This is a genomic window from Streptomyces sp. ADI95-17, assembly GCF_003846175.1.
In the GTDB taxonomy this organism is placed as follows: Bacteria; Actinomycetota; Actinomycetes; order Streptomycetales; family Streptomycetaceae; genus Streptomyces; species Streptomyces sanglieri.
In genome coordinates, this window is record NZ_ML123044.1 from 851,509 (window position 1) to 876,851 (window position 25,343).

Genomic DNA, 25,343 nt, shown 5'->3' on the forward strand with positions numbered 1-25,343 from the left:
CAGCAACGTGACGAAATGGTGCCTGCTAGACGTTGAAGCGGAACTCCACAACGTCCCCGTCCTGCATCACATAGTCCTTGCCCTCCATGCGGGCCTTGCCCTTGGCGCGGGCCTCGGCGACCGAGCCGGTCTCGACCAGGTCCTCGAAGGAGACGATCTCCGCCTTGATGAAGCCCTTCTGGAAGTCGGTGTGGATCACACCGGCCGCCTCGGGGGCCGTGGCGCCCTTCTTGATCGTCCAGGCGCGGGCTTCCTTCGGGCCTGCCGTGAGGTAGGTCTGGAGGCCCAGGGTGTCGAAGCCGACGCGGCCGAGGGTGGCCAGGCCGGGCTCTTCCTGGCCCATGGACTGGAGGAGTTCCAGGGCCTCGTCGTCGTCGAGCTCGATCAGCTCGGACTCGATCTTGGCGTTGAGGAAGATCGCCTCGGCGGGGGCGACCAGAGCGCGCTGCTCGTTCTTGAAGTCCTCGTCGACCAGCTCGTCCTCGTCGACGTTGAAGACGTAGAGGAACGGCTTGGTGGTGAGGAGGTGCAGCTCGTGGAGGAGGCGGCCCTTCTCGGTGGAGGCCGTGATGCCGGCGTGGAAGAGGGTGTCGCCCGCTTCGAGGATCTTCTGGGCCTCCTCGACCGCGGCGAGAACCGCGACCTTCTCCTTCTGGAGGCGGGACTCCTTCGTCAGGCGGGGGATGGCCTTCTCGACGGACTGGAGGTCGGCGAGGATCAGCTCGGTGTTGATCGTCTCGATGTCGTCCTTGGGCGAGACCTTGCCGTCGACGTGGACGACGTTCTCGTCCTTGAAGGCGCGGATGACCTGGCAGATCGCGTCGGACTCGCGGATGTTCGCGAGGAACTTGTTGCCCAGGCCCTCGCCCTCCGAGGCGCCGCGCACGATGCCGGCGATGTCGACGAAGTCGACCGTCGCGGGGAGCAGCCGCTGGGAGCCGAAGATCTCCGCCAGCTTGTTCAGCCGGGCGTCCGGGACGCCGACGACGCCGACGTTGGGCTCGATCGTGGCGAACGGGTAGTTGGCCGCCAGCACGTCGTTCTTGGTCAGGGCGTTGAACAGGGTCGACTTGCCGACATTCGGCAGGCCGACGATTCCGATCGTGAGCGACACGTTGGCGACTTCCTGAGGAGTGGAGTGGTACTGCGGGCCCGGGTGGGTCGATTCTCCAGTTTACGGGCGGGGGCGGCCGGGTCCCCACGGGTCCGGTCGGGCCACGATTCGGTTCCTGTGTCGGGTGTCGACTCGGTTCCGTGCCGGGTGCCGGTTCGGTTCCGTGCCGGGTGCCGGTTCGGTTCCGTGCCGGGTGCCGGTTCGGTTGCTGCGTCGGGTGCCGGTTCGGTTCCCGTTCGGCCGTGTGGCATCGAACTCATCCCCTAGGTCGCGCAAAGGGCGTGTCCCGTACCTGCTTCCTGCCGTCCGGCGACCTACGTTGTCCCGGTGGAGCAGCACAGGACACGTCCCCCGCAGCGCAGGCAGTCTCGCCAGGCCCCGCTGTCCCCATCCCCGTCCCCGTCCCCATCCCCGCAGGGCACCATCGAGGAGACCGCGACCGTCTACCGGGTGGTGAGCGCGCCGGAGGGCCGTTCGCGTCCGGTGCCGCCCGTCGTTCTCGCGCTGCGCAGGCTGCCGAATCCCCGGCTGACCGGGATCGGGGCCGGGCTCTTCGCCGCTGCCACCATGTTCGTACTGGCCTGCCTCGACCTGCTGGTCCTCGACGGTTCGTCGGTGGTGTTCGGTGTGCTGTTCCTGCCGGTCTGCGCGCTGACCGCGCTGTGGGTGCGGCCCGCGGACCTGGTGACCGCGCCGATCATCGTGCCGATCGCGTTCGCCGTCGGCGTCATCCCGATCGCCGGAGGCACGGGCGGGTTCGGCGGCCAGACCATGGCGGTCGTGACAGCGCTCGCCGTGCACGCCGGGTGGCTGTACGGCGGAACGCTCATCGCCGGGCTCATCGCGACCGTACGGAAGGTACGGCTGATGCGTCAGCGGCAGCGCCGCATGCTGCTCGCCGCGCAGACGGCGCGCCCCTCCTCGCAGGGACCGCGCCGCCCGCGCCGCTGAGCGGCTCGGCGGGCCGACGCCGACGGGCAGGCCCTAGTGGCCGCCGGCCGCCATTGCGGCGCCGACGATGCCCGCGTTGTTCTGGAGCTCCGCGGGGACCATCTCGGCCCGTACGTGCTCGATCAGGGGCAGGAACTTGTCGGCCTTGCGGCTGACCCCGCCGCCGATGATGAAGAGCTCGGGCGAGAACAACATCTCCACATGGGCCAGGTACTTCTGCACCCGGTGCGCCCAGTGGTGCCAGCTCAGGTCCTCGTCCTCCTTGGCCTTGGTGGAGGCGTGCTTCTCCGCGTCGTGGCCGTTCAGCTCCAGATGGCCCAGCTCGGTGTTGGGTACGAGCCGGCCGTCCACGAAGAGGGCGCTGCCGATCCCCGTACCGAACGTCAGCACGATCACGGTTCCCTTGCGGCCCCGGCCCGCGCCGAACGTCATCTCCGCGACGCCGGCCGCGTCCGCGTCGTTCAGCACGGTGACGGGGAGGCCCAGCCGGTCACCGATCAGTCCGCGGGCGTCCGTGTCGATCCAGCCCTTGTCGACGTTGGCGGCGGTACGGGTGACCCCGCCGGTGACGACGCCCGGGAAGGTCACGCCCACCGGGCCCTGCCAGTCGAAGTGGCCGACGACCTCGGCCACGCACTCGACCACGCCCTTGGGCGTGGCCGGGTGCGGTGTCAGTACTTTGTGGCGCTCCTGCGCCAGGTCTCCGCGGTCCAGGTCCACGGGAGCGCCCTTGATCCCGGATCCGCCGATGTCCACGCCGAAGATCTGCATGCAATCCACGGTACGGGCAGGTTGCCCGGCCCACTTCCCGAAAGCGGAACGTCCCGAAAGCGGAGCGGAGCGAAGGCGGAACGGTGTGACGCCGGGGCTCTACTTCTGCGAGAGGGCGGCGGCCTCGGCGCGCAGATCGCGGCGGAGCTCCTTGGGCAGCGAGAAGGTGATGGACTCCTCGGCCGACTTCACGATCTCCACGTCCTCGAAACCGCGCTCGGACAGCCAGGCCAGGACGCCGTCGACCAGCACCTCGGGGACCGACGCCCCGGAGGTGACGCCGACCGTGGAGACACCCTCCAGCCAGGCCTCGTCGATCTCCTCGGCGAAGTCGACCAGATGGGCGTCGTTCGCACCGGCGCCGAGGGCGACCTCGACCAGGCGGACCGAGTTGGAGGAGTTCTTCGAACCGACGACGATCACCAGGTCGGCGTCCGCGCCCATCTGCTTCACCGCGATCTGGCGGTTCTGCGTGGCGTAGCAGATGTCGTCGCTGGGCGGCGAGATCAGCAGCGGGAACTTCTCCTTGAGCGCGCCGACCGTCTCCATCGTCTCGTCGACGGAGAGTGTGGTCTGGGAGAGCCAGACGACCTTCGACGGGTCGCGCACCTCGACACCGGCGACGTCCTCGGGGCCGTCGACGAGCGTGATGTGGTCGGGGGCCTCGCCGGAGGTGCCGATGACCTCCTCGTGGCCCTCGTGGCCGATCAGGAGGATGTCGAAGTCGTCCTGCGCGAAGCGGACGGCTTCCTTGTGGACCTTGGTGACCAGGGGGCAGGTCGCGTCGATCGTGGCGAGCTTCCGCTCGGCCGCCTCCTCGTGCACGGTCGGCGCGACGCCGTGCGCGGAGAACATCACGATCGAGCCCTCGGGGACCTCCGCCGTGTCCTCGACGAAGATCGCGCCCTTCTTCTCCAGGGTCTGTACGACGTACTTGTTGTGAACGATCTCGTGGCGCACATACACCGGGGAGCCGTACTGCTCCAGGGCTTTCTCCACGGCGATCACGGCACGGTCCACGCCCGCGCAGTAGCCACGGGGAGCGGCGAGCAGAACGCGGCGAGGTGTCGTAGCAGTCATGCGACCCATCGTAAGGCCGAGTCGAACGCGCGGAAGATCGGCCGGGTGGCGAGACTGATCCGTACGCGATCGAGGGAGGGCTCATGTCGGACACCGACAGCGGCGGCACTGAGTCGGGAGGGGCAGCAGCGGGGACGGCCGGGGCGGCGGGCGCAGCGGGGGCGGCAGGGGCGCATCAGGAGAGTGGCAGGCTGCGCCGGACGCTCGGGTTCCGGGATCTGGTGGTCTACGGGCTCCTGTTCATCGCGCCGATGGCGCCCGTCGGGGTGTTCGGCACGCTGGACGCGAAGTCCGACGGTGCCGTCGCGCTGGTCTACGTAGCGGCGACGGTGGTGATGGCGTTCACGGCGTTCAGCTACGCCCAGATGGTGCGGGTCGCCCCGCTGGCGGGTTCCGTCTTCGCGTACGCACGCAAGGGGCTCGGGGAGGGGCCGGGGTTCATCGCCGGGTGGATGGCGATGCTCGACTATCTGCTGATCCCGGCTGTCGCCTATCTCTTCTCCGGGATCGCGCTGAATTCTCTGGTGCCCTCGGTGTCGCGGTGGGTGTGGACGGCGCTCGCCGTCGTCGTCACCACGCTGCTGAACCTGTGGGGTGTGCGGGCCGCCGCCCGGGTCGGATTCGCGGTGCTCGCGATGGAGATCGTGGTGCTGCTGGTGTTCCTGGTGGCGGCGGTGGTGGTGCTCGTACGGGACGGAGCGCAGCGTGGCTGGCTGACCCCGCTCACCGGTGATTCCGGCTTCTCCGCGGCGGCGGTGCTGGGGGCGGTTTCGGTGGCCGTGCTGTCGTATCTGGGCTTCGACGCGATCGCCTCGTTCGCGGAGGAGGTGACCGGGGGCTCGGCGAAGGTGGCGCGGGCGTTGCTGTTCTGTCTGGTGCTGGCGGGTGTGCTGTTCGTGGCGCAGGCGTATCTGGCCGCGCTGCTGGAACCGATGACGTCGGCGGAGCTGGCCGCCGATCCGGCCGCGCAGGGCTCGGCCTTCTACGACACGGTGGACTCGGCGGTCGGGAGCTGGCTGCACGATCTGGTGGCCGTCAGCAAGGCGATCGGGGCGGCCTTCGCGGCACTGGCCGGGCAGGCGGCCGCGGGCCGGCTGCTCTTCGCGATGGCCAGGGAGCGGCGGCTTCCCTCGGTGCTCTCCAGGGTCGATCCGCGGTCCGGGGTGCCGCGGATCGCGATCCTGCTGGCCGCGACGGTGACGCTGATCGCCGCGGTGTGGGCGGCCCGGCGGGACGACGGGCTCGACCATCTGGTGTCGGTCGTCGATATCGGCGCGCTGACGGCCTTCGTGCTGCTGCACGCGTCGGTGGTCGGCTGGTTCGCCGTACGCCGGATGGCGGGGCCGCCGAGCTGGTGGCGGCATGTGCTGGTGCCGGTGGTGGGTGCGGGGGTGCTGATCGCGGTGATCGTGGAGGCGACCGGGAGCGCCCAGGTGGTGGGGGCGTGCTGGCTCGCGGTGGGGCTGGCGGTGTGGGGCTGGGCGGTGTGGGGCTGGGCGGTGTGGGGCCGGGTGGTGTGAGTGGTTGTGAGTCGGGCGGTGTACGTGGTGCGAACCGGGCGGTGTGGGTGGCGTGAACCGGGCAGGGGCGGTCTCCGCGCTGCCCTTGCCGTGGCCGCTGCCGTGGCTGCTCGATTGTCGGCGGGGCGGATGCGCCCGGTCTGTCGGTGGGGGCGGATACGCTCGCTCGCATGGCTCTCCAAACGTCCGCGGAAGCTCCGCTGCCCGTAGGTGATGTGTCGCGGCTCATCGGCGGCTGGATCGACCGGCTCGGGGCGGTCTGGGTCGAGGGGCAGATCACCCAGCTGTCGCGGCGCCCGGGTGCCGGGGTGGTGTTCCTGACGCTGCGCGACCCGTCGCAGGACATCTCGGTGAGCGTGACGTGCTTCCGGCAGGTCTTCGACCGGATCGCGGACGTGGTGACGGAGGGCGCGCGGGTCGTCGTCCTGGCCAAGCCGGAGTGGTACGCGCCGCGCGGCCAGCTGTCCCTGCGGGCCACGGAGATACGGCCGGTCGGCATCGGTGAGCTGCTGGTCCGCCTGGAACAGCTGAAGAAGTCGCTGGCCTCGGAAGGGCTCTTCGCGCTCGACCGGAAGAAGCCGCTGCCGTTCCTGCCGCAGCTGATCGGTCTGGTCTGCGGGCGGGCGTCGGCGGCCGAGCGCGATGTGCTGGAGAACGCCCGGCGGCGGTGGCCCGCGGTGCGCTTCGAGGTGCGCAACGCGGCGGTGCAGGGTGTGCACGCGGTCAATCAGGTGGTCCAGGCGGTGAAGGAGCTGGACGACCTGCCGGACGTCGATGTGATCGTCGTGGCGCGGGGCGGCGGCAGCGTCGAGGACCTGCTGCCGTTCTCGGACGAGCAGCTGATCCGGACGGTGGCCGCGTGCCGCACGCCGGTGGTGTCGGCGATCGGCCACGAGCCGGACTCCCCGCTGCTCGACCTGGTCGCGGACCTGCGCGCCTCCACGCCGACGGACGCGGCCAAGAAGATCGTGCCGGACGTGGGCGAGGAGCTGGACCGGGTGCGGCAGCTGCGCGACCGGGCGCTGCGCTCGGTACGGGGGCTGCTGGACCGGGAGGAGCGGGGGCTGGCGCACGCCCTGGGCCGGCCGTCGATGGAGCACCCCCAGCGGATGGTGGACGAGCGCGCGGCGGAGATCGACGCGCTGGTCGGGCGGAGCCGGCGGGTGCTGGGGCATCTGCTGGACCGGGCCGATTCTGAGCTCGCCCACACCCGGGCGCGGGTGGTCGCGCTGTCGCCCGCGGCGACGCTGGAGCGCGGATACGCGGTGCTGCAGCGGCCCGACGGCCACGTCGTGCGGGCTCCCGAGGACGCGGGGGCGCCGGGCGAGGTGCTGCGGGCGCGGGTCTCGGGGGGCGAGTTCGCCGTGCGGGTGAGCGAGTGAGCGGGGTCAGATTCATGGACGGACGAGGTCACAGGCTCCCGGTGGGCCGGAACGTAGGGTGGGACGCATGACGGACGACGCGACTACGGCGGCTGGTGCCACGGGCACGCTCGGCTACGAGCAGGCACGTGACGAGCTGATCGAGGTGGTGCGCCGCCTGGAGGCCGGCGGTACGACGCTGGAGGAGTCCCTCGCGCTCTGGGAGCGGGGCGAGGAACTGGCGAAGGTGTGCCGGCGCTGGCTGGAGGGCGCGCGCGCCCGGCTGGACGCGGCACTGGCCGGTCCGGCCGACTCCCGGGAGAACGGCGGCGGCACGACGGCAGCGACGGCGACGGCAACGGCAACGGCCGACAACGGCTGAGACCCACGGGGACGCCCGGGAGTCCCCGTGGGCCCCGGGACCACTGTGGCCTCCGGGGCCCACGGGACCACGGGGCCGTCCGGTGACCGCTGAGGCCGCCAGGATGTCCGGTGACCGCCAGGACCGCTCTGGCCGCTGAGGCCTCCGGGACCGCACGAACCGCCCGAGTCGCCGGGACCGCCCGAGTCGCCGGGACCGCCCGGGCCGCCGGGCCGCCGGGCCGCTGTGGAACAGATCACCCCGGGCATTTTTAGTTGAAAGTTAACCTATCTCCGGGTTACCGTGATCCGCGTCAGTCGATCCATGTGTACGTCCGGAAGGCAATACGCACGATGTCCCTCGCTCTTGACCCCGCCGCCCAGGACCTCCTCTTCCGTGAGGCCCGCACCGCCAACACATTCACCGACGAGCCGGTGACCGAGGAGCAGGTCCAGGCGATCTACGACCTGGTCAAGTACGGGCCGACCGCGTTCAACCAGTCGCCGCTGCGCGTCGTCCTGGTCCGCTCCGACGACGCCCGCGCGCGCCTCGTGAAGCACATGGCCGAGGGCAACCAGCCGAAGACCTCGACCGCCCCGCTGGTCGCGATCCTGGCCACCGACAACGAGTTCCACGAGGAGCTCCCGGCCCTGCTGCCGCACTTCCCGCAGGCCAAGGACGCGTTCTTCTCCGAGCGCCCGGTCCGCGAGTCGGCCGCCGCGCTGAACGGCTCGCTGCAGGCCGCGTACTTCCTCATCGGCATCCGCGCCGCCGGCCTGGCCGCCGGCCCGATGACCGGCTTCGACGCCTCGGGCATCGAGAAGGAGTTCCTGGACGGCGACCACAGCCTGCTGATGGTCGTCAACATCGGCAAGCCGGGCGAGGACGCCTGGTTCCCGCGCCTGCCGCGCCTCGCCTACGACGAGGTCGTCACGACCGTCTGAGTCGGACCATCTGAGTCGGACCGTCCGAGTCGGACCGCACGAAGTCCGGCCACCGCCGCGCCCGCGGCGTACGGAGAAGGCCCTGAAGCACCGGATCGGGTGCTCCAGGGCCTTCTTCCGTACGGTGTCAGGAGGTCTTGAGTGCGGCGGCCATCTCCGCCAGCCGCTCCGGCGAGGCGGAACCCGTGACCACGGTGGTCGAGCCCTTGTCGTGGCGCACCAGGGCGTCGTACTTCGAGCCCTCCCAGTGCTGCCAGGTCTCGCCCGCGACCTGCTTCGTACGCCCGGTGTTCCTGGCGTCCTGGCTGACCTCGGTGACGTACTTCTTCGCCGGGGACGTGGACTGCTCCACCGCGACGTACTTGCCCTCCGGGTCGAGGAAGCCCAGGTGCCAGCTGTTGCCCGCCTTGCGGTCGTAGCTGACCGAGGTCGGCTTCCACTTCTCGGTCAGTCCGTCCGGGGCGACCACGGGGTACGGCGCCGCGCGGCGGGCCGTCAGGAGCTCGACCCGGTAGTCGACCGTCTTGACCGGGTTGGCGTTCTCGTCGTGCGGAACGAAGATGTAAACAACCCCTGCCACAGCGGAGATGACCGCCATCGACAGGAACATGTCCCGCACTGTCTGCTTGCCTCGCTTGCTAGCCACGGGTCCATGGTCGCATTAGGCCCGACGGGCCCACCCCGGGGGCAGCCGCTCATAAGTGACCCGGTCTGCTCATTTTGTCGACCTGACGATAGAGTCACAGCACCCTCTTCCGGTCGTCGCCGTACAGAAAGGTGCGCTCCGATGTCCGAGCATCATCTGCCGTCCCAGCTTGAGGTCTCCCCCGAGGCCCCCGACCGCAACCTCGCCCTGGAGCTGGTCCGGGTCACCGAGGCCGCCGCCATGGCGGCGGGGCGCTGGGTGGGCCGCGGCGACAAGATCGGCGCCGACGGCGCCGCCGTGAAAGCCATGCGGACCCTCGTCTCCACCGTCTCGATGAACGGCGTCGTCGTCATCGGCGAGGGCGAGAAGGACGAAGCCCCCATGTTGTTCAACGGCGAGCGCGTCGGCGACGGCACCGGCCCCGAGGTCGACATCGCCGTCGACCCGATCGACGGCACGACCCTGAACGCCAAGGGCATGCCGAACGCGATCGCCGTACTGGCCGCCGCGGACCGCGGCGCCATGTTCGACCCGTCGGCCGTCTTCTACATGGACAAGCTGGTCACCGGTCCCGAGGCCGCCGACTTCGTCGACATCAACGCCCCCGTCTCGGTGAACATCCGCCGGGTCGCGAAGGCGAAGAACTCCGCCCCCGAGGACGTCACGGTCGTCGTCCTCGACCGCCCCCGCCACGAGGGCATCGTCAAGGAGATCCGCGAGACCGGCGCCCGGATCAAGTTCATCTCCGACGGCGATGTCGCCGGCTCGATCATGGCCGCCCGCGAGGGGACCGGCGTCGACCTGCTGATGGGCATCGGCGGCACCCCCGAGGGCATCATCTCGGCCTGCGCCATAAAGTGCCTCGGCGGCGTCATCCAGGGCAAGCTCTGGCCGAAGGACGAGGCCGAGCGTCAGCGCGCGCTGGACGCCGGGCACGACCTGGACCGGGTGCTGTCCACCGACGACCTGGTCAGCGGCGACAACGTGTTCTTCGTCGCGACCGGCATCACGGACGGCGAGCTGATGCGCGGTGTGCGGTACCGCGCGGAGACGGCGACCACCGAGTCGATCGTCATGCGCTCCAAGTCCGGCACCATCCGGAAGATCGACTCCACGCACCGGCTCTCGAAGCTGCGCGCCTACAGCGCGATCGACTTCGACCGCGCGAAGTAGGGGAGCAGGGAAGCAGGGCCGTCCGGGAGGACCGGAGACACAGAGGCCTGGCCCCGGAGATCCGGGAACGGCCCCGTCCCGGAGACCGCCGGCAGCAGAACGCGAAGAGGCGCCCCCCATGTGCGGTGGGGGCGCCTCTTCGCGTAGCGGCCCTACGGCCCCGACGGGCCGGCTCCGGTCAGCCCGCCGCGGCGATCCGGCCCGTCGCACCGGCGGCAGACGAGGCCTTGCGCTCCATTTCGCGACGTCTGCGCCGGGCCAGCACCACACGGCGCTCGGCGGCGGTGAGCCCGCCCCACACCCCGTACGGCTCCGGCTGTATGAGTGCGTGTTCCTGGCATTCGATCATCACCGGGCAGCGCGCGCAGACCCGCTTCGCGGACTCCTCGCGGGCGAGCCTGGCAGCAGTCGGCTCCTTCGACGGGGCGAAGAACAGCCCGGCTTCATCCCGGCGGCACACCGCCTCCGAATGCCAGGGGCCGGCCTGGTCCTCCCGCGCGGGGGTGCGCTGGGGAGGAACGGCGGCGACCTGCAGGGGCTGATGCGGCAGTTGCAGCACGGTCTACTCCTGACGACGGCTTCGCGAGCGAGAGACGATGCAGCAGTCCCTACCCGCTGTGCGCACGCCTATGCACTGAGTGGCACTCGGCCGGGGCTGCACAATAGCGGCCGACCAGGAATCTGGCTTGTTTTCGAAGCAGATCCGAAGCACTTCCGAAGCACTTCCGAAGCACTTCCGGAGCACTTCCAGAAGGAGTTCCTGCGGAGTTTCGAAGGGTGGTCCGGAGCGGTTTCGGGTGGGCTATCCGAGGTATTTGCGCAGCCGGTCCTGGAGGTCCGCGATGAACTTCCCCCGCTTGGGCTTCGCCTCCACACTGCCGAACACGGAATAGCCGTTGACCACGACCACCGGCGCCTCGGGGTCCGCGGATTCCAGTGTGGCGACTTCGAAATTGCCGAAGACGCCCGTGCCGCTGCCGCGCAGCGAGATGTTCTCGGGGACCTTGATCTCCACACTCCCGAAGATGGAGGTCGCGTTGATGACCGTGAGTCTCTGACCGAAAAGCGCCTCGGTCAGATCGACCTCCACACTGCCGAAGAGCGCAAAGGCGTTCGTACGGCTGCCGACCCGCCAGCGGCCCTTGCGGGTCGAACTGCTGAAGATCGCCACCAGGTTCTCGGCGGGGCCGGTGGGGCCGGCGGGGCTCTCGTGACCGTAGGTACCGGGGGCTGCGGCCGCACGGGCGGCACCACCCGGGGCGGGCAGGTCCCGCACCAGCGGTTCCAGCTCGCCGACGGTCTTGGCGCGGTAGACCGCGTCGACCCGCTCGGCGTGCTCGTCGGCGGTGAGCCGGCCCTCGGCCATGGCTTCCCGCAGGATGTCCGCGATCCGGTCCCGGTCCGCGTCGGAGGCGCGGATGCCGGCCGGTTCCACCGGAGTCACCGGGGCCACCGGGGCCGCCGGTTCTGCCGGGGCCACCGGCCGCTGGGGCTGCTGGGGCTGCTTTTCGAGGTCCACCGGCCCAGCGTACCCAAACGCGATAGATCGCGACTAGCCCCTGCCTCGCCTCCGCCGCGTCGTACCCCGCCCCGCGAGGGCCGCCCCGGGGTGGCCGAACTGAGCCTTACCTCACAGCTTCGGCGCTCGCGCGGCGTTCTACCCTGGTGGGTGCGCTGCCCAAGGGAGGTCAGCCGCCGTCTGCCGAGTGAGGAATGGCCGTAATGCCAGAGTTTGCGTACTCCGATCTGCTCCCCCTGGGAGAGGACACCACGCCGTACCGTCTGGTGACCTCCGAGGGTGTCTCCACCTTCGAGGCCGACGGTCGTACGTTCCTCAAGGTCGCTCCGGAGGCGCTGCGCACCCTGGCCGCCGAGGCCATGCACGACATCTCGCACTACCTGCGCCCCGCCCACCTGGCGCAGCTGCGGCGGATCGTGGACGACCCCGAGGCCTCGTCCAACGACAAGTTCGTCGCGCTCGACCTGCTGAAGAACGCGAACATCGCGGCGGCGGGCGTGCTGCCGATGTGCCAGGACACCGGCACCGCGATCGTCATGGGCAAGCGCGGGCAGAACGTCCTCACCGAGGGCGGTGACGAGGAGGCGCTGTCGCACGGCATCTTCGACGCCTACACCAAGCTCAACCTGCGTTATTCGCAGATGGCTCCGCTCACCATGTGGGAGGAGAAGAACACCGGCTCGAACCTCCCCGCGCAGGTCGAGCTGTACGCCACCGACGGCGGCGCGTACAAGTTCCTCTTCATGGCGAAGGGCGGCGGCTCGGCCAACAAGTCGTTCCTGTTCCAGGAGACGAAGGCCGTGCTGAACGAGGCCTCCATGATGAAGTTCCTGGAGGAGAAGATCCGTTCGCTGGGCACGGCCGCGTGCCCGCCGTACCACCTGGCGATCGTCGTCGGCGGTACGTCGGCCGAGTTCGCGCTGAAGACCGCGAAGTACGCCTCCGCGCACTACCTGGACGAGCTGCCCGCCGAGGGCTCCCCCACCGGTCACGGTTTCCGGGACAAGGAGCTGGAGGAGAAGGTCTTCGAGCTGACGCAGAAGATCGGCATCGGCGCGCAGTTCGGCGGCAAGTACTTCTGCCACGACGTGCGCGTCGTCCGCCTCCCCCGGCACGGCGCCTCGCTGCCCGTGGCGATCGCCGTGTCCTGCTCGGCCGACCGCCAGGCCACCGCGAAGATCACCACGGAGGGCGTCTTCCTGGAGCAGCTGGAGAAGGACCCGGCCCGCTTCCTGCCGGACACCACGGACGAGCACCTCGACGAGGCCGGTGACGTCGTGAAGATCGACCTCAGCCGGCCGATGGACGACATCCTCGCCGAGCTGACCAAGTACCCGGTCAAGACCCGGCTCTCGCTGACCGGTCCGCTGGTCGTGGCCCGCGACATCGCGCACGCCAAGATCAAGGAGCGGCTGGACGCGGGCGAGGAGATGCCGCAGTACCTGAAGGACCACCCGGTCTACTACGCGGGCCCGGCGAAGACACCCGAGGGGTACGCCTCCGGCTCCTTCGGCCCGACGACGGCCGGCCGGATGGACAGCTATGTCGCGCAGTTCCAGGCGGCGGGCGGCTCCAAGGTGATGCTCGCCAAGGGCAACCGGTCCAAGCAGGTCACCGACGCGTGCGACGCGCACGGCGGTTTCTACCTGGGCTCGATCGGCGGCCCGGCGGCCCGGCTCGCGCAGGACTGCATCAAGAAGGTCGAGGTCGTCGAGTACGAGGAGCTCGGCATGGAGGCGGTCTGGAAGATCGAGGTCGAGGACTTCCCCGCGTTCATCGTCGTCGACGACAAGGGCAACGACTTCTTCACCGAGCCCGCGCCTGCGCCGACGTTCACCAGCATTCCGGTGCGGGGCCCTGGTCTCGCCTGACGCGTCGGTACGAAGCACGGCCCCGCGGAGCGCTCCGCGGGGCCGTGCTCACGCCTCCAGCAGGCCCGACGTGGCGACCAGATAGCCGAGTTGGGCCCGGCTCCTGCTGCCCAGCTGCTCGGAGACCCTCCGCACGTGCTCCGCGACGCTGCGGCGGCTCATGCCGAGCCGGCGGGCGATCGACTGGTCCGTCTCACCGCCCACCACCGCCTGCAGGATGGTCCGTTGCAGGTCGGAAGTGACGACCGGGGTGCGCAGCGGCACCCGTTCCGGGCGGATCGGGACCGAGCGGGCCCAGGCCTCGTCGAAGTGGCGGGCCAGGAAGCGGACCAGGGACGGGTGCTGGATGCGCAGGGCGCTGTGCGGCTCGTCGGAGAACGGGACGAACGCCAGGCTCCGGTCGAAGACGATGATCCGGTCGGCGACCTCGGCGAGCGTTCTGACCTCGGCGCCCTCGGTCGTCACCCGCTCTATGTAGGCGAGCGTCGTACGGTCCGAGCGGACCGTGTGCTGGTAGATGGTCCGCTGCCGGATGCCTCGGCGCAGATTGCGTACGTCCCTGGGCAGTGACTCCTCCAGCACGTGCACGGGGCGGCCGCCGCCCGGGTGGGCGGTGCGGACCTCCTCGCGGCAGCCCGCGACGCCCGCTTCGAGCGCCTTGCCGATGACGGCCTCGCCGGAGAGCCGGGTGAGCGCGGACGGTTCGAGGCGGTGCGCGTCGGCGTACAGGCCCTCGAACACGGTCAGCGCGGCGCGCGCCGAACGCAGCGTGCGGCGCTGCCGGGCGATCGCCGCCTCGATGGGCCCGAGCACATCGAACGAGGCGGTCTCGGGCGGTACGGGGACGAGCCGCCCCGGTGCGTCTCGGTCCTCCACCATCAGATGCAGGGCGCTCAGGCAGCCGGGCACCTCGTCCGCCGGAAGGCTTCCGTCCGCGAGCGCGCGCCGGTAGGCCGCGAGGGCCGGGTCGCAGACGCGGTTCGGCGACGATTCGCGGCAATCACACGCCCGTGGGCCGGAATGATCGTCCTTCACAAGGATGCAGATTACATTCGTGCAATCACGCGGTCATGGGTGTGCGCAACCGCTCGGTGAGTATGGGCCGGTGACGCAGGACATCGAGCAGGCGGACGACCGGCCGGACCGGGCACCGGAGAGCGAGGGGGCCGCCCCCGCGCGCGGGGAGCGCCGCTATCGATTCCTGATCGCCGGATACGCGTTGTCCTCGTACGGCACTTTTCTGAACATGGTGGCGCTCAATCTGTTCGTCTACGAGACGACGGGCAAGGCGCTCGCGATGGGCCTGTTCATGGCCGTGCGGCTGGCGTCCGGATTTGTCGCGGGACTGGTCGCCGGTGGTCTGCTCGCCCGGTTCACCGCCAAGCGCGTCATGCTGTGGACGAATGTGGCGCAGGCGGCGGTGATGCTGCTGCTCGTTCTCGCGCCCGGGGGGATGCGGACTGCCGCGCTGATGGCCGTTTCCGTGGTGGTCGGCGGCTGCGGAACGCTTTTCATGGTGTCGTTGCGCAGTTCCATTCCCGAGATGGTCGGCGACGACCGGCGGTCATGGGCGAACTCCCTTTCCATCACCGGGCGTTCGCTGGCAATGGTGGCCGGTTTCGCGTCCGCGGGCGTGGTGGTCTCACTCGTCGGTTACACCGCCGCTTTCGTGGTGGACATGGCCACCTTCGTGGTCTGCGCCGCGACGGTGGCGCTGCTGCCGATCCCGGGCGGGGGCCGGGGAAAGGACGCCCGGCCGGAATCGGAGGGGGATTCCGGCGGGGACAGGGGGAAGGGGCGGACCGGCGGCCGGGGGAAGCCGGGCCGGTGGCGGCGGCCGGGCGCGTTCCTCGCGTCGGCGGCCGCTCCGGGTCTCGGTCTGATGGTGGTGCTGCGGAGTGTGGACGCCTTCGGCTCCTCCTCCCACAACGCCGCGCTGCCGGTCCACTCCGCCGCGCTCGACGCGGATCACCCCGCCGTGTTCATCAGCGCGTTCTGGTGTCTGTGGGCGCTGGGGAACGTCGCCGCGCAGCAGGTGATCCAGCGGTACGTCAAACGCACCGGGCGGACGGTGGGGGCGCCGGGCTTCGGGTACGGCACCTGTCTGATGTCCGGGGCGTTCATCCTGGCGTTCGCCGGGTTCCCCTGGGCGGCGACCGCCGTGATCGCACTGGCGGCGGGGGCGGCCGACGGGCTCACGGAGGTCTCGTACACCTCCCATCTGCAGACGCTCCCGGCCGATCTGCGCGCTCATGCCTTCGGGCTCTCCGCGACCCTGGAGAACCTCGGGTTCGGTGTCGGCATGATCCTGGTCGCCGCGGCCCTCGACAGGTACAGCCCGCTGGCCGTCGTGGGCTGGTCGCACGGGGCGGCCGTCGTGGTCGCCGTGGTGTTCCTGATCAGGGTGTCCGGGGCGCGCGGGCGGGCCGCCGTCCCCGCTCCCCGTTCCGGCGCCGATCGCGTCGGGCCGGAGCGGTGAGAATTCCCGTACGGCATTATTCAGCCAATCTCGGGGGGATCGGCGAGGCGCCGGGCGCCCGCCGTGCCGTCCCGCACGCTCCCGGTGCCGGCCCCGGCACACTCCCGCCCGCCCGGGAGCCCGCCGCCGCGGCGGCCGGTCCGGCACCGCCGCTTTCACGCAGCGGGCCGCGCCGCGGACTTGCGCCGTACCGGCCCGCCTTGGTGGGTTGTCGGACGTTCCTGAACCACTCGGCCGCCGCCGGCCCCGGGATACCCGCCCCGGAGGACCGGCAGACAGTCGCGGGCCCCGGGCGGTCCCACCGGATCGCCCGGGTGACCCGGGACCGGCCGCCACCCCGCGCCGCGCACCGCCCGCACCGCATGCGGCGGCGGCGCGGGTTCCTCAACCCTCAACGTCGAACACCGGAAAGGCGGACGCCCGATGACGCCGCTTCCCCACCGCAGCCACACCGACGACCTGCTGTCCTTCATCAGCACCAGCCCCTCCCCGTACCACGCGGTGGCCAGTGCCGCCCAGCGCCTGGAGAAGGCCGGCTTCCGTGAACTGCGGGACACGGACGACTGGACGGGCACGACCGGCGGCAGCTTCGTCGCCCGCAGTGGTGCGCTGATCGCCTGGTACGTCCCCGAGGGGGCCCCGGCGCACACCCCCTTCCGGATCATCGGCGCCCACACCGATTCCCCGAACCTTCGGGTCAAACCCGCTCCCGACACCTCGTCGGCGGGCTGGCAACAGATCGGTGTGGAGATCTACGGCGGCGTGCCGCTGAACACCTGGCTCGATCGCGACCTGGGTGTCTCCGGGCGGCTCGCGGTGCGCGCGCCGGGCGGCAACGTCGCGTCCCGGCTGGTCCAGATCGACGAACCGCTGTTGCGGGTACCCCAGTTGGCCATCCATCTGGACCGTACGGTCAACGAGGCGCTGGCGCTCGACCGGCAGCTCCACCTCGCCCCGGTCTGGGCGCTCGGCGACCGTGAGGAGGGGGCGCTGCTGCGCCGGGTCACGGCGGCCGCCGAGGTGGACCCGGACGAGGTGCTGGGCTGGGACCTGATGCTCCACGACGTCCAGCCGCCCGGATATCTGGGCGCGGACCGGGAGTTCGTGGTGTCGGCGCGGCTGGACAACCTGGTCTCGGTGCACGCGGGGGTCACGGCCCTGGCGAGTGCGGCGACCGCGGCCGACGAGCCGGTGTACGTCCCGGTGCTGGCCGCCTTCGACCACGAGGAGGTCGGCAGCGGTTCGGCGACGGGTGCGCAGGGGCCGCTGCTGGAGCGGGTCCTGAGCCGCTCGGTCACGGCACGCGGCGGCAGCCCGGAGGACTGGTCGCGCGCCCTGGCCGGGGCCTTCTGCGTCTCCGCCGACATGGCCCACGCGGTGCACCCCAACTACGCGGAGCGGCACGACCCGGACCACCGTCCGCTGCCCAACGGCGGCCCCACGCTCAAGGTCAACGTCAACCAGCGGTACGCCACCGACAGCACCGGCATGGCGGTGTTCGCTTCGGCGTGCGAGCGGGCGGGCGTGCCGTGGCAGCCGTTCGTCTCCAACAACGCGATGCCGTGCGGTACGTCGATCGGCCCGCTCACCGCGGCCCGGCTGGGTGTGGAGACGGTCGACGTGGGGGTGCCGGGGCTGTCCATGCACTCGGCGCGCGAGCTGTGCGGGGTCGACGACCCCGGCCATCTGGCCGCCGCGCTCGGCGCGTTCGTGGCGTCCGGCTGACCGGCGCCGACGGGCCCGGGAGGTGCGGGGCGGCCGAGACCGCCCCGCACCTCCGCGCACTGCTACACGAACCGCTGCTGAGCGCTGCCGTCGCAGCTCTGGAGCTTCAGCGGGTCCTTCGCCGCCGCCAGCGTCAGGCACAGTCCGGTCGATGCGGCCGGGCGCAGGGTGCCCGACTGCTTCACGAACTGCTGGTTGGCCGCGCCCGAGCAGTTGTACAGGATGGCCGTGGCGCCGGCCTTGTAGTCGGCGCCCGGCACGTCCAGGCACCGGTCGTGGCTCAGCGCGGTACGGAGGGTCTTCGTACCGGAGTCGTACCACCAGCCCTGGTTGCGGCCGCCGTGGCAGTCCCAGCCGCCGATCTTCGTGTCATTGCGGGTCACCGAGCCGGGGACGTCCACACAGGTGCCCGTCGCCTCGTTCTTCAGGGGCTTGAAGGAGTCGTCCCACGCCCCGGTCTGCAGGACCGGCTTTCCGGTGCTCGCCGGGTCGGCGCAGCTCGCCTCACGCAGGTTCGAGTTGTAGATCTGGGTGAGGCAGGACGCGAAGGCGCCGTGGCCGCTCGCGTTCGGGTGGAAGGACTGCCGCAGGGAGTTGGAGTCCGGCGGGAAGTGTCCGAGGTCGATGTAGAGACCGCGGGCCCAGGTGGACTCGCTGCACACCTCGTGGCCGTGGAAGAGCCGGGAGTTGTCGAGATAGACGGCTCCGGTGTCCGCGGCTGCCCTGCGCATGCCGCGCTCGAAGGCGGGGACGGCCACGTTGCGGCCCCAGGCCGCGTCCGAGTCGTACCCGGCGCAGCCACCGGGAAGCTTCCCGGGGAAGTTCGGGTTGTCGTAGAAGTCCGGGCCGATGGGGCTCGGGTAGCCCATGACGACGAGCTTGTAGTCGCCGGCGCCGTACCCGGCGCCGGACATGACGGTCTTCAGGTCGCGCACCGTCTTCTCGACCTTGGGGACGAGTCCGTCGACGCGCGCCTGCCAGCCGCCGTCGTACTTGGGCTCGCAGGTGCCCTGGGAGAGCACCCAGCGCGTGACGCAGTCCGTCATGACCGGACCGAACTGGAGGTCGTCGTTGGCTCCCGCCACCAGCACGATCATCTTGATGCGGGTGTTGCGGGCCTTGATGGCGAGGTTGTCGCTCTGCACCAGTTCGTCGGAGTACTGCTTGGATCCGCCGATCACGATGTTGCCGGTGTACGCGCCGGAGCAGGAGACGTTGTACGTGACGTCCGCCGGGATGCCGGTGCGGTGGATGGCGGAGTCCGGCGAGCGGTGGCACCAGTTGTCGGGGCCGTTGGTGCCGGCCTCGTACGTGCCGACGCCCTCGCCGGAGATCTCGCTGTCGCCGAGCGAGATCAGCCCGGTCTTGCGGTCGGCGAGCGGCCGCTCGGCCGGGTCGCCGTACAGCTTGGTGGCCTCCGCCGCGCGGATGGCCTCCAGTTCCGGCGACAGGGGCGTGGATGCGGTAGTGCTGGTACCGGACCGGTCCGTCGCGCCGGCCGGTCCGGCGGCCGCGGTCATGCCGCCGATCGCCGCCGCCATGGCCGCGGCGGCCGCGACCGTACAGCGGAGTCTGTGCCTGGTGCGCCTCATTGCGCCTCCCCGGGTTGTGGTTACCCCCGGTATTTACTGGTCGGTAGGCGACTTGGGAATAGACAGAACAAGACAAGTGCTCAACTTTTTCAGGAGGTTGAACGAGATGGACGAGTCCCGGACCGGCGAGCAGTCCCCCGCGGGCGGCGGAGATTTCCGCGTCGAGCACGATTCGATGGGCGAGGTGAGAGTGCCCGCGAAGGCCAAGTGGCGGGCCCAGACGCAGCGCGCGGTGGAGAACTTCCCGGTCTCCGGCCAGCACCTTGAGCGGTCCCACATCGAGGCCCTGGCCCGGATCAAGGCGGCCGCGGCCAAGGTGAACGCCGAGCTGAAGGTGCTCGACCCGGACATCGCCGAGGCCATCCAGGAGGCCGCCGCCGAGGTGGCCGACGGGCGCTGGGACGACCAGTTCCCGGTCGACGTCTTCCAGACCGGGTCGGGCACCTCGTCCAACATGAACACCAATGAGGTGCTGGCCACCCTCGCCACCGAACGGCTGGGCCGCGAGGTCCATCCGAACGACCATGTCAACGCCTCGCAGTCGTCCAACGACGTCTTCCCGTCCTCCATCCACATCGCCGCGACGGCCGCCGTCACCGGCGATCTGATCCCGGCGCTGGACCATCTGGCGACCGCGCTGGAGCGCAAGTCCGCCGAGTTCGCGACGGTGGTGAAGTCGGGGCGTACGCATCTGATGGACGCCACGCCCGTCACCCTCGGCCAGGAGTTCGGCGGCTACGCGGCACAGATCAGGTACGGCATCGAACGGCTGCGGGCCTCACTCCCCCGCCTCGCCGAGCTCCCCCTGGGCGGAACGGCCGTCGGCACCGGCATCAACACGCCGCCCGGCTTCTCCGCCGCCGTCATCGCCGAGGTCGCCCGCACCACCGGGCTTCCCCTGGCGGAGGCCCGCGACCACTTCGAGGCGCAGGGCGCGCGGGACGGGCTCGTGGAGACCTCGGGCCAGCTCCGTACCATCGCCGTCTCGCTCACCAAGATCTCCAACGACCTGCGCTGGATGGCGTCCGGCCCGCGCACCGGCCTCGCCGAGATCAACCTCCCCGACCTCCAGCCGGGCTCGTCGATCATGCCCGGAAAGGTGAATCCGGTCATCCCCGAGGCCGTGCTGATGGTCGCCGCCCAGGTGACGGGCAACGACACGACGGTCGCCACGGCGGGCGCGGCGGGCAACTTCGAGCTGAACGTGATGCTTCCGGTCATCGCGAAGAACCTGCTGGAGTCGGTACGGCTGCTGGCCAACGTCTCCCGCCTGCTCGCGGACCGCACGGTCGACGGAATCACAGCCAACGTCGAACGGGCCAGGGAGTACGCCGAGTCCTCACCGTCCGTCGTCACCCCGCTGAACAAGTACATCGGCTACGAGGAGGCCGCGAAGGTCGCCAAGAAGTCCCTCGCGGAACGCCGGACCATCCGCGAGGTGGTGCTGGACTCGGGATACGTCGAACGGGGCGACCTCACCGTGGAACAGCTCGACGAAGCACTCGACGTACTGCGCATGACCCGCCCTTGAGCTGCGTCGCGGTCCCGGGGGCGGCGGCCCCCGGGACCAGCAGGCCCTAAGATCCGTCCATGGCAGGTACCGGAGACATCGAGCACTGGGCGCCGGGTGATCAGATCCTGTGGCGCTACCGCCGCAACGGCACGCCGGCCGGGGCCGGGGTGTCCGGGGGCGGGCCGGATCCGTTCCACATCTGCCGTCCCGTCACCGTCGTCCAGGACACCGACGAACTGCTCGCGGTGTGGGTGGCGCCCGGCACCGAGTGTGTGAAGCCGGTGCTGGCGAGTGGCCGGGACGTGCATGCCGAGCCGCTCGCCACCCGCTACACCGCCCCGCGCACCACCGCCCGCTCCACCTGGCTGGGAAACGGTGTGCTGAAGCTCGCCCGGTCCGGTGAGCCGTGGTCGGTCTGGCTGTTCTGGGAGCCGGGCTGGCAGTTCCACAACTGGTACGTGAATCTGGAGGAACCGCACACCCGCTGGCAGGGCGGCGTCGATTCCGAGGATCACTTTCTCGACATCTCCGTCTACCCGGACCGCAGCTGGGTCTGGCGCGACGAGGACGAGTTCGCCATGGCGCAGCGGGCCGGTCTGATGACCCCGGAGACCGCGCGGCGGGTGCGGGAGGCGGGCCGGGCGGCCGTCGGGCTGATCGAGGAGTGGGGTGCTCCGTTCCGGGACGGCTGGGAGAACTGGCGGCCCGATCCACAATGGCGAGTTCCCGCGCTTCCGGATGACTGGGACCACACCCCCTCGTATACGCCGTCGTGAGACCCTTGATGCACCCCAGGGGGACAAACGTAGGATCGTCCTCCGGAGTGCCGTGCCACCCCAACCGGGAGGCTCGGCACCCGACCTGACCACAAGTCATCGCACGAGCACCGCGCACTGCATGAGCTGTATGAGCCACATCAGTCGTATGAATCGTATGAACCACTACGAGGGGGTGGAGACGTGCTCGCTGTTGCCCGCCCCGTCGCCGGAAACGTTGTCACCGGCCAACCCCACAGGCATCCGGTTTCAGCCCCTCGTTCCGGGGCATCCGGTGACAGCCGTTGTTATCGCCGCGATTGCCGGGGCACAGTAACGCCCCACGAGGTGACTGCCTCATACAACCGGCCCGGACGGACGGAACCCCACGCGTGACGGAGCACCCCACCTCCCACGAAGGCCGGCAGCCTCTCGCGGCCCGGTCGCAGGAACGCACCCGGCCGCGGCAGCAGGACGCCGCGTCGGCCGTTTCCCCTGCCACCGCCGCGATCCCCGGCCCGGCCGCGGCTCCGGGGCCGGCAGCCGGCCCCGCAGGACTCGACCCGCAGGCCGCGGCCCGTCGCGAGGGCGACCGGCTGCGTTTCGTCGGGGCCGCCACCCGGCGGATCGCCCGCGGCATAGACCTGGACGAGATCGTGCTGGGCCTGTGCCGGGCCAGTGTGCCGACGTTCTCCGACGCCATACTGGTCTACCTCCGCGACCCGCTCCCGGTCGGTGACGAGCGGCCGGTCTCCCCCTTCGTGCTGCGGCTGCGCCGGTCCGACCGGCTGCGGCTGAGCGAGGAGGAGACGGACAGCCCGTCGGAGACCGAGCGGCTGCGGCTGCCCGTCATCGATCCGCACGGCGATCTGACACCGGCGGCGGAGCTGTGCGAGGTCCGCTCCGGCGGCGCGCTGGCCGAGGTGCTGCGCGGGGTGCGGCCGGTCTTCGGGGACTCCGCGGCGGCCCGTGCCGCGCTGCCCGAGCTGCTCGGCGCCGGCCGGACCGTACCCACCGGACACCGTGCGATCCTCGCCCCGCTGCGCGGACGGCGGCGGGTGATCGGTGCCGCCGTCTTCCTGCGCGGGACGGAGCGGCCGCCCTTCGAGTCCAACGACCTGCTGGTCGCCGCCCAGCTGGCGACGCACACCGCGCTCGGCATCGACAAGGCCGTGCTGTACGGGCGCGAGGCGTACATCGCCGACGAGCTCCAGCGCACCATGCTGCCCGACTCGCTGCCGCAGCCGACCGGCGTCCGGCTCGCCTCCCGCTATCTGCCGGCCGCCGAGACGGCCCGGGTCGGCGGCGACTGGTACGACGCGATCCCGCTGCCCGGCAGCCGGGTCGCCCTGGTCGTCGGCGACGTCATGGGCCACTCCATGACCTCCGCGGCGATCATGGGCCAGCTGCGCACCACCGCGCAGACCCTCGCCGGGCTCGACCTGCCGCCGCAGGAGGTGCTGCACCACCTCGACGAGCAGGCCCAGCGGCTCGGCAGCGACCGCATGGCGACCTGCCTGTACGCGGTGTACGACCCGGTCGCGCACCGGATCACCATTGCCAACGCCGGGCATCCGCCGCCCGTCCTGCTCCATCTGGGCGGCCGCGCCGAGGTCCTGCGGGTGCCGCCCGGCGCCCCGATCGGGGTCGGCGGGGTGGACTTCGAGGCCGTCGAGCTGGACGCGCCCGCGGGCGCCACGCTGCTGCTGTACACCGACGGCCTGGTCGAGTCCCGGCTCCGGGACGTGTGGACCGGGATCGAGCAGCTGCGTGAACGGCTCGCCGCCACCGCCCGGCTGACCGGCCCGGACCACTCGCCGCCGCTGGAGGCGCTCTGCGACGACGTGCTGGACATGCTCGGTCCGGGCGACCGGGACGACGACATCGCGCTGCTCGCCGCCCGGTTCGACGGGATCGCGCCGAGCGATGTCGCGTACTGGCACCTGGAACCGGAGGAGACCGCGCCGGGCCGGGCCCGCAGGCTGGCCCGCCGCGCGCTCAGCCGCTGGGGGCTCGACGATCTCTCCGACTCGGTGGAGCTGCTGGTCAGCGAGGTGGTGACCAACGCGGTGCGTTACGCGGAACGGCCGGTGACGCTGCGGCTGCTGCGCACCGACATCCTGCGCTGCGAGGTCGGCGACGACTCCCCGCAGCTGCCCCGGCAGCGCCGGGCGCGTGACATGGACGAGGGCGGGCGCGGCCTGTTCCTGGTGAACCGGCTGGCCAGACGGTGGGGGGCGACGCGCCTGTCGACCGGCAAGGTGGTCTGGTTCGAGATGCCGTCCCGGAGCCAGTAGCACGACCGGCGAAGGGCACGGCGAATGCGTACGGGACGGGCGCGGGGCAGAGCCCTGTACGCACGGTAGCGAAATGTTGCCGACCTCCTGTCGGCGGGTTTGACTTCAGTCGTGAACGAGACGGCCTGACCGAAAACCCCCACCGACGGGAGGACGCTCGTGTCCGAGGAATTGCATACCCCCAAGACTCAGAACACCCCGTACACCACGAACAACGCCGGAATCCCGGTGGAGAGCGATGAACACTCGCTCACTGTCGGAGCCGACGGACCGATCCTGCTCCAGGACCACTACCTCATTGAGAAGATGGCCCAGTTCAACCGTGAACGGGTTCCCGAACGAGTGGTCCACGCCAAGGGATCCGGCGCGTACGGCACCTTCAAGGTGACCAATGACGTCAGCCAGTTCACCAAGGCCGACATGTTCCAGCCGGGCAAGCAGACCGCCATGCTGGCCCGCTTCTCCACCGTCGCCGGTGAGCAGGGCTCCCCGGACACCTGGCGGGACCCCCGCGGTTTCGCCCTGAAGTTCTACACCGAGCAGGGCAACTACGACATGGTCGGCAACAACACGCCGGTCTTCTTCGTACGTGACCCGATGAAGTTCCAGGACTTCATCCGCTCGCAGAAGCGGCGCCCGGACAGCGCGGTGCGCGACCACGACATGCAGTGGGACTTCTGGACCCTGTCCCCCGAGTCCGCGCACATGGTGACGTGGCTGATGGGCGACCGGGGCATCCCGAAGACGTACCGCAACATGAACGGCTACAGCTCGCACACCTATATGTGGGTGAACGCGGGCGGCGAGCGGTTCTGGGTGAAGTACCGCTTCAAGACCGACCAGGGCATCGACTTCTACACGCAGGACGAGGCCGACCGGATGGCCGGTGTGGACGGCGACGTCCACCGCCGCGACCTGTTCGAGGCGATCAAGCGCGGTGACCACCCGAGCTGGACGCTGTACATCCAGGTCATGCCGTTCGACGACGCACCGGACTACCGGTTCAACCCGTTCGACCTGACGAAGGTGTGGCCGCACGGCGACTACCCGGAGATCGAGGTCGGCCGGATGACGCTGAACGAGAACCCGGAGGACTTCTTCGTCCACATCGAACAGGCGTCCTTCGAGCCGTCGAACCTGGTGCCCGGCATCGGTCCGTCGCCCGACAAGATGCTGCTCGGCCGGCTCTTCTCGTACCCCGACACCCACCGGTACCGGATCGGCCCGAACTACGCGCAGCTGCCCCCGAACCGCCCGCGGTTCGGCCGGAACTCGTACGCGAAGGACGGCCCCATGCGGTACGAGCCGTCCCGTACCGGAGCGGTCTACGCGCCGAACTCGTACGGCGGTCCGGCGGCGGACACCGCGCGCTACGGCGACCCGGCCGGCTGGGCCACGGCGGGCGAGATGGTCCACGAGGCGTACAAGCTGCACAGCGAGGACGACGACTGGGGCCAGGCGGGCACGATGGTGCGCAAGGTCCTGGACGACTCGGCCCGCGACCGGCTGGTGTCGAACATTTCCGGCCATCTCCTCGACGGGGTGAGCGCCCCGGTCCTGGAGCGCGCGCTGCAGTACTGGCGCAACGTGGACAAGGACCTCGGCGACCGGATCGCCAAGAAGGTCAACGGCGGCTGACACCGCCGGTACGTACGGGAAAGGGCTCAGGGG

21 protein-coding genes are annotated in these 25,343 nt (G+C 70.6%); 13 read left to right on the forward strand and 8 right to left on the reverse strand.

Features of this window, described 5'->3' with window-relative positions:
• Window positions 1-25: 25 nt before the first annotated feature.
• Entirely contained in the window at window positions 26-1,114 is a 1,089-nt protein-coding gene (ychF, locus tag EES42_RS03665) for a redox-regulated ATPase YchF (protein ID WP_124716624.1), read from the reverse strand.
• Between the two features lie 453 nt (window positions 1,115-1,567).
• Between ychF and EES42_RS03670 the strand changes: the two genes are divergently transcribed.
• Window positions 1,568-2,065 (forward strand): DUF6542 domain-containing protein, encoded by a 498-nt coding sequence (locus tag EES42_RS03670; RefSeq protein WP_124717397.1) that lies wholly within the window; start codon window positions 1,568-1,570, stop codon window positions 2,063-2,065.
• Window positions 2,066-2,098: 33 nt separating this feature from the next.
• Here EES42_RS03670 and ppgK read toward each other — a convergent pair whose 3' ends face one another.
• Both ppgK and EES42_RS03680 read right to left on the reverse strand, forming a co-directional pair.
• Entirely contained in the window at window positions 2,099-2,836 is a 738-nt protein-coding gene (gene ppgK / locus EES42_RS03675; protein ID WP_124716625.1) for a polyphosphate--glucose phosphotransferase, read from the reverse strand.
• 99 nt (window positions 2,837-2,935) lie between these two features.
• Window positions 2,936-3,925, reverse strand: coding sequence for a 4-hydroxy-3-methylbut-2-enyl diphosphate reductase (locus EES42_RS03680; protein ID WP_206433355.1), 990 nt, complete (start codon window positions 3,923-3,925; stop codon window positions 2,936-2,938).
• 74 nt (window positions 3,926-3,999) lie between these two features.
• Here EES42_RS03680 and EES42_RS03685 point away from each other — a divergent pair, with 74 nt between their 5' ends.
• The 4 genes from EES42_RS03685 (at window position 4,000) to EES42_RS03700 (ending at window position 8,102) form a co-directional block, all read left to right on the forward strand.
• Window positions 4,000-5,436, forward strand: coding sequence for an APC family permease (locus EES42_RS03685; RefSeq protein ID WP_241196228.1), 1,437 nt, complete (start codon window positions 4,000-4,002; stop codon window positions 5,434-5,436).
• A 170-nt stretch (window positions 5,437-5,606) separates the two neighbouring features.
• A complete protein-coding gene (gene xseA, locus EES42_RS03690) occupies window positions 5,607-6,818 on the forward strand; it encodes an exodeoxyribonuclease VII large subunit (RefSeq protein WP_124716627.1) in 1,212 nt (403 codons plus the stop codon).
• 67 nt (window positions 6,819-6,885) lie between these two features.
• Window positions 6,886-7,179 carry an exodeoxyribonuclease VII small subunit gene (locus tag EES42_RS03695; protein WP_124716628.1) on the forward strand — a complete coding sequence of 98 codons (294 nt, stop codon included), beginning with the start codon at window positions 6,886-6,888 and terminating at the stop codon, window positions 7,177-7,179.
• A gap of 332 nt (window positions 7,180-7,511) precedes the next feature.
• The gene (locus EES42_RS03700) at window positions 7,512-8,102 is read left to right on the forward strand and encodes a malonic semialdehyde reductase (protein WP_124716629.1); all 591 of its coding nucleotides are present in this window, start codon (window positions 7,512-7,514) and stop codon (window positions 8,100-8,102) included.
• 127 nt (window positions 8,103-8,229) lie between these two features.
• Here EES42_RS03700 and EES42_RS03705 read toward each other — a convergent pair whose 3' ends face one another.
• Complete coding sequence (locus tag EES42_RS03705) at window positions 8,230-8,748, reverse strand: DUF4245 domain-containing protein (protein ID WP_124716630.1); 519 nt, start codon at window positions 8,746-8,748, stop codon at window positions 8,230-8,232.
• Between the two features lie 141 nt (window positions 8,749-8,889).
• On the opposite strand from EES42_RS03705, the gene glpX reads away from it, so the two are divergent.
• Complete coding sequence (glpX, locus tag EES42_RS03710; RefSeq protein WP_124716631.1) at window positions 8,890-9,921, forward strand: class II fructose-bisphosphatase; 1,032 nt, start codon at window positions 8,890-8,892, stop codon at window positions 9,919-9,921.
• A 178-nt stretch (window positions 9,922-10,099) separates the two neighbouring features.
• Here the strand turns inward: glpX and EES42_RS03715 are convergent, their stop codons facing one another.
• Window positions 10,100-10,480, reverse strand: coding sequence for a WhiB family transcriptional regulator (locus tag EES42_RS03715; protein WP_124716632.1), 381 nt, complete (start codon window positions 10,478-10,480; stop codon window positions 10,100-10,102).
• Window positions 10,481-10,723: 243 nt separating this feature from the next.
• Window positions 10,724-11,440 carry a DUF1707 SHOCT-like domain-containing protein gene (locus EES42_RS03720; RefSeq protein WP_124716633.1) on the reverse strand — a complete coding sequence of 239 codons (717 nt, stop codon included), beginning with the start codon at window positions 11,438-11,440 and terminating at the stop codon, window positions 10,724-10,726.
• Window positions 11,441-11,643: 203 nt separating this feature from the next.
• On the opposite strand from EES42_RS03720, the gene EES42_RS03725 reads away from it, so the two are divergent.
• Window positions 11,644-13,311, forward strand: coding sequence for a fumarate hydratase (locus EES42_RS03725; RefSeq protein ID WP_164495158.1), 1,668 nt, complete (start codon window positions 11,644-11,646; stop codon window positions 13,309-13,311).
• 48 nt (window positions 13,312-13,359) lie between these two features.
• Here the strand turns inward: EES42_RS03725 and EES42_RS03730 are convergent, their stop codons facing one another.
• Window positions 13,360-14,346 (reverse strand): LuxR C-terminal-related transcriptional regulator, encoded by a 987-nt coding sequence (locus tag EES42_RS03730; protein WP_124716635.1) that lies wholly within the window; start codon window positions 14,344-14,346, stop codon window positions 13,360-13,362.
• 166 nt (window positions 14,347-14,512) lie between these two features.
• Between EES42_RS03730 and EES42_RS03735 the strand changes: the two genes are divergently transcribed.
• Both EES42_RS03735 and EES42_RS03740 read left to right on the forward strand, forming a co-directional pair.
• A complete protein-coding gene (locus EES42_RS03735; RefSeq protein WP_241196283.1) occupies window positions 14,513-15,790 on the forward strand; it encodes an MFS transporter in 1,278 nt (425 codons plus the stop codon).
• 423 nt (window positions 15,791-16,213) lie between these two features.
• Complete coding sequence (locus EES42_RS03740) at window positions 16,214-17,515, forward strand: M18 family aminopeptidase (protein WP_124716637.1); 1,302 nt, start codon at window positions 16,214-16,216, stop codon at window positions 17,513-17,515.
• A gap of 62 nt (window positions 17,516-17,577) precedes the next feature.
• On the opposite strand, the gene EES42_RS03745 is transcribed toward EES42_RS03740, so the two are convergent.
• Complete coding sequence (locus tag EES42_RS03745; protein WP_124716638.1) at window positions 17,578-19,107, reverse strand: ricin-type beta-trefoil lectin domain protein; 1,530 nt, start codon at window positions 19,105-19,107, stop codon at window positions 17,578-17,580.
• Window positions 19,108-19,213: 106 nt separating this feature from the next.
• Between EES42_RS03745 and EES42_RS03750 the strand changes: the two genes are divergently transcribed.
• From EES42_RS03750 to EES42_RS03765, 4 genes are all read left to right on the forward strand, one after another.
• Window positions 19,214-20,638, forward strand: a complete 1,425-nt coding sequence (locus tag EES42_RS03750) for a class II fumarate hydratase (protein ID WP_124716639.1) — start codon at window positions 19,214-19,216, stop codon at window positions 20,636-20,638.
• Between the two features lie 59 nt (window positions 20,639-20,697).
• The gene (locus EES42_RS03755) at window positions 20,698-21,396 is read left to right on the forward strand and encodes a cytidylyl-2-hydroxypropylphosphonate hydrolase (protein WP_124716640.1); all 699 of its coding nucleotides are present in this window, start codon (window positions 20,698-20,700) and stop codon (window positions 21,394-21,396) included.
• Between the two features lie 371 nt (window positions 21,397-21,767).
• Complete coding sequence (locus tag EES42_RS03760; RefSeq protein ID WP_124716641.1) at window positions 21,768-23,672, forward strand: SpoIIE family protein phosphatase; 1,905 nt, start codon at window positions 21,768-21,770, stop codon at window positions 23,670-23,672.
• Between the two features lie 159 nt (window positions 23,673-23,831).
• Complete coding sequence (locus tag EES42_RS03765; protein ID WP_241196229.1) at window positions 23,832-25,310, forward strand: catalase; 1,479 nt, start codon at window positions 23,832-23,834, stop codon at window positions 25,308-25,310.
• The last annotated feature ends 33 nt before the right edge of the window (window positions 25,311-25,343 follow it).